The organism is Variovorax sp. KBW07 (genome assembly GCF_003852515.1).
Classification (GTDB): domain Bacteria; phylum Pseudomonadota; class Gammaproteobacteria; order Burkholderiales; family Burkholderiaceae_C; genus Variovorax.
The window spans coordinates 1-4,463 of the sequence record NZ_QAJK01000264.1; the positions used below are offsets into that span (position 1 = coordinate 1).

The 4,463-nt window shown below is 66.9% G+C and carries 3 protein-coding genes and 1 pseudogene; all 4 read right to left on the minus strand.

Annotation, left to right across the window (positions count from 1 at the left end; all coding sequences use genetic code 11):
- Positions 1–71: 71 nt before the first annotated feature.
- The gene (gene paaB / locus DBV14_RS33055) at positions 72–371 is read right to left on the minus strand and encodes a 1,2-phenylacetyl-CoA epoxidase subunit PaaB (RefSeq protein WP_124466459.1); all 300 of its coding nucleotides are present in this window, start codon (positions 369–371) and stop codon (positions 72–74) included.
- Positions 368–1,381: a 1,2-phenylacetyl-CoA epoxidase subunit PaaA gene (gene paaA, locus DBV14_RS33060; protein WP_124466462.1), complete on the minus strand. Its 1,014-nt coding sequence runs from the start codon at positions 1,379–1,381 to the stop codon at positions 368–370. The genes paaB and paaA overlap by 4 nt, the downstream gene beginning before the upstream one ends.
- A 46-nt stretch (positions 1,382–1,427) precedes the next feature.
- Positions 1,428–3,893 carry a penicillin acylase family protein gene (locus tag DBV14_RS33065; RefSeq protein WP_124466465.1) on the minus strand — a complete coding sequence of 822 codons (2,466 nt, stop codon included), beginning with the start codon at positions 3,891–3,893 and terminating at the stop codon, positions 1,428–1,430.
- 28 nt (positions 3,894–3,921) lie between these two features.
- A pseudogene (locus tag DBV14_RS33070) lies at positions 3,922–4,463 on the minus strand (phenylacetate--CoA ligase); the annotation flags it as partial.

The window sequence follows — 4,463 nt, forward strand, 5'->3', positions numbered from 1 at the left end:
GCGCGGGCGTCGCCCTGAAGACGGCGCCCCAACCGAAGAGCCTCAGCAGAAAAAGCAAGACGCGTCATCACTCACATGTGGTCAACAGACTTCGGCAACGTATAGAACGTCGGATGCCGGTACACCTTGTCCTCCGCCGGATCGAAGAACATGTCCTTGTCCCCAGGGTCGCTCGCAACGATCTGCTCCGAGCGCACCACCCAGATGCTGCTGCCTTCCTGGCGGCGCGTGTACACGTCGCGCGCCATCTGGATCGCCATCTTCGAATCCGCCGCGTGCAGGCTGCCGCAGTGCTTGTGGTCCAGGCCCGCCTTGCTGCGCACGAACACTTCCCACAGGGGCCACTCTTGTTTTGTCGTATCGGCGCTCATGCGGCCTCCTTCAATGGTTGTTTGTTGGCGTGGGCCATCGCCGCTTCGCGGACCCATTCGCCGTCTTCCCATGCGTCCACGCGGGCTTGCAGGCGCTCGCGATTGCAGGGGCCGTCGCCGCCCACCACGCGCCAGAACTCGCTCCAGTCGATCGCGCCGAAGTCGTGCGCCTGGCGTTCTTCGTTCCACTTCAGGTCGGGGTCGGGCAAGGTCACGCCGAGGATGCGGGCCTGTTCGACGGCGGCGTCGATGAACTTCTGGCGCAGCTCGTCGTTGCTGAAACGCTTGATGCCCCAGCGCATCGATTGCGCACTGTTCGGCGACTGGTCGTCGGGCGGGCCGAACATCATGATCGACGGCCACCACCAGCGGTTCACCGCGTCCTGCACCATCGCCTTCTGCGCGTCGGTGCCGTGGGTCATCATCGTCAGCAGGGCCTCGTAGCCCTGGCGCTGGTGAAAGCTTTCCTCGCGGCAGATGCGGATCATGGCGCGCGCATACGGTGCGTACGAGCAGCGGCAGATCGGCACCTGGTTCATGATGGCCGCGCCATCCACCAGCCAGCCGATGGTGCCCATGTCGGCCCAGGTGAGCGTGGGGTAGTTGAAGATCGAGCTGTACTTGGCCTTGCCGCTGTGCAGCGCGTCGAACATCTGGTCGCGCGAGGTGCCCAGGGTTTCCGCGGCGGCGTACAGGTAGAGGCCGTGGCCGCCTTCGTCCTGCACCTTGGCCAGCAGGATGGCCTTGCGCTTGAGCGTCGGCGCGCGGCTGATCCAGTTGCCTTCGGGCAGCATGCCGACGATTTCCGAGTGCGCGTGCTGGCTGATCTGCCGCACCAGCGTCTTGCGGTAGTGCTCGGGCATCCAGTCTTTCGCCTCGATGAAATCACCGGCGTCGATGTGCGCGTCGAAGCGCTCCTCGAGCCGCATTTCCTCGGCGGAGCGAACGGCTTTCTTCTGATTGCCGTCGCCTGCGTCCTTGCCCATGGTGTCCATCGCTTGCGTGTACATCGTGATTCTCCTTGCGGGTGAATATGGTTGTGTGCCGGGCTGGCGTTCAGTAGCTCAGCTGTTTCGTCGACTCGGCCTGGCGGTCGACCTCGGCGGGCGTCAGCGGCTCGGGCTTGCAGCCGAAATCCTTGAAGAGCAGCATCTGGTCGGCATAGTGCGCCGACCTGCGGCCGTCGGGCGCGACGAAGCCGCTCTGGCCGGGCGGCGCGGCGGTGCACAGGGTGACGCCACGCGCACCGAGCACTACCTTGTCGTTCTGCGAGCCGCGGTTCATGAAGCTGGGCAGCGTCAGCAGTTCGTCGGCGCCGGCCTGCGGCGCGCCGATGAAGTTGCTGGTGAGAAAGGCGTGCTTCACCACCGGCGTGCGCCACTTGGCGGTGTCGCGGCCGTAGCGCTTCTCGAGCTGGGCCATGGCTTCAGTGAGCGTGGCGCGCAGCACCGCGTTCTTGTCCTGCCCGTTGAAGAAGTCGTAGGTCTGCGGCACGCCGGCCTTGGTGCCGAGCAGCGCGTTGTAGACCAGCTTCATGCCGTTGCCGGGGCGGATGCTGGCCACCTGCGTGTCGCCGGCGTAGCCGTTGCCCGCATAGGCCGCGAACACCTCGGGCGGCAGGTCGTCGGCCAGCACCTTCCGGTAGAGGATGGGCAGCCAGTTCATCATCAGCGTGGTGGCGGGGCTGTCGTAGACGCCGCGTTCGGCCGGGTCTTCGTTGAGCATGTTCCAGTCGGCCAGCAGGCGCGCCGCGCGGCGTGCCGGGTCGGCGGCCGGCAGGCTGCGCGTGGCCTCGCGCACGAAGGGCAGCATGTAGCGCGCGTTGGTGTCGGCATAGGCCGTGGTGCGGTTGAGCGCCCACAGTTCGTCGGGCGTGAGCTTGGGCTTGGCTTCGAGCCGCGCGGTGAACTCGCGCACGCGGTCGACCACCGAGTAGTTGCCGCCGTCGCTCACCGCGCCCGGCGCCGACTGGTTGTTCCAGTTGGCGACGTAGCCCTGCGCCGGATTGAAGGTCTTCGGGTCTTCGCTGAAGGGGCGGATGCCGAGCCATTCCATCGAGCCGTCGCCCACGGCGGGCAGGCGGATGTCCTGCGTGGCCGGGCGGATCGGCAGGCGGCCGGGCGAGACGTAGCCGATGTTGCCGTCGGTGTCCGCGTAGTACCAGTTGATGGTAATGGCCACGCGCGAGGCCTGTGCCAGCCACTGGTCCCAGTTCTTCGCTTGCATCGAGTGGATCCAGCCGAGCAACGACTCGAGTTCGTAGCCGTCCCAGCTGCGCTTCATCGAATAGGCGGTGCCGTTGGGCAGGTCGAAATTGGTGACGATGCCGTGCACGGTGGCGTACACGTCCACGCTCTGGTCGGGCTGGCCCTTGACCTTGATGATCTCGGTGCGCTTGGTCATCGCGCGCATCGCGCCATTGAAGCGGTACTCGTACGGGTTGGCCGGGTTGAGCTTCTCCTGGTACATGTCGTTCACGTCCAGCGGGCCGGCGGTGGCGCCCCAGGCGATCTTGCCGTTGGTGCCGAACAGCACGACCGGGTGCGCGAACGGCGTATTGCCGGTCACGTCGAAGCCGGCGCCGTGCAGGCCGATGCCGAACACGTACGAGGGGTTGAACCAGTTGAACTGCGGGCCGTTGATGAAGACGGTGCTGCCGTCGGTGGTCTTGTTCGGCCCGGCGATCCAGAGGTTGCTGGCAATGGGGCGGCTCCAGGGCTCGGCCACGCCGCGGCGGGCCGCATCGATTTCGTTGCGGGCAAGCAGCAGTTCGGGCGAGACGGGCGCCAGGCGCGCAACGACGTCGTCGCCGGCCGGCGGCATCGCGGCCTGGGCGCGCGCCGCCGTGCGCGGCACAGTGGTCGGCGCGAGCGGGTCTTCGACCCAGCGGATCTGGTCGAACAACTGGCGGCCGGCCACGTCGCCGCGCGCCTTGCGCAGTTGCTCCAGCAGCCGCAGGTTGGCGACTTCGCTGCTCACGTTCGAATAGCGGTTGGCCATGGTGCCGACCCAGATCATGGCCACGTCGTAGCCCGTCCAGTCGGCCCTCGGCTTGAAGCCGGCATCGTTGAACTGCTTGGGCATCAGCGTCGCCTGCGCGGCCAGCACCTCGTTGACGCGGGCGTTGAAGCCGGCGGCATAGCCGTCGAAGATCGCCTTGTCGTCGGCCGAGAGGTGCGCCATTTGCGCGCGGATGGAGTCAGGCGTGAAGCCGGCACGGCTGCCCTTGTCGAGCGCGACGTAGGCCGGGCCCATCACTTCGGAAACGGTGCCGAGCACGGCGCGACGGGCCATTTCCATCTGGAACAGGCGGTCTTCGGCGACCGCGTAGCCGAAGCCGTGGAACAGGCCGCGCACGTCGTTGGCGTACACGTGCGGCACGCCGTGGGCGTCGCGCTTGATGGTGATCTTGCCGGCGGGCATGGCAATGCCGCCCGCGGTCGGCGTGGTGTTGGTGGCGGCGCAGCCGGCCAGCGCCACGATGGCGCAGGCAACGGCGATCTGTCGGAAATTCAATGTCATGGGTCGCAGTTGTTCAGTACGGGGCAGCTCAGCGCGGCCGGGTGTCGATCACGCGGCGTGCCTTGCCGGTCTGGGTGCGTTCCATCTCGTTGGGCGAGTGAACGACCACGCGCGTGGTGATGCCGATGAGTGTCTTCACGCGGTGCTGCACCCATTCGCCGATCGCGGCGCGGTCGGCCGCGGCGGCATCGGCGGCATTGAGCTCGCAGTGCACCTCGACCTGGTCGAGCTTGTCGGCACGGCTCACGTGCACCTGGTAGAGGCCCGAGAGGCTCTTGTGCGCAAGCACGATTTCTTCCACCTGCGTGGGGAAGACGTTCACGCCGCGGATGATCATCATGTCGTCGCTGCGCCCGACGATCTTGCCCATGCGGCGGAACGCGCGCGAGGTGGGCGGCAGCAGGCGCGTGAGGTCGCGCGTGCGGTAGCGCACGATCGGCATGGCCTCCTTGCTGAGCGAGGTGAAGACCAGTTCGCCTTCTTCGCCGTCGGCCTTCAGCTCGCCGGTTTCGGGGTCGATGATCTCGGGGTAGAAATGGTCTTCCCAGATGACCGGGCCGTCCTTGCTCT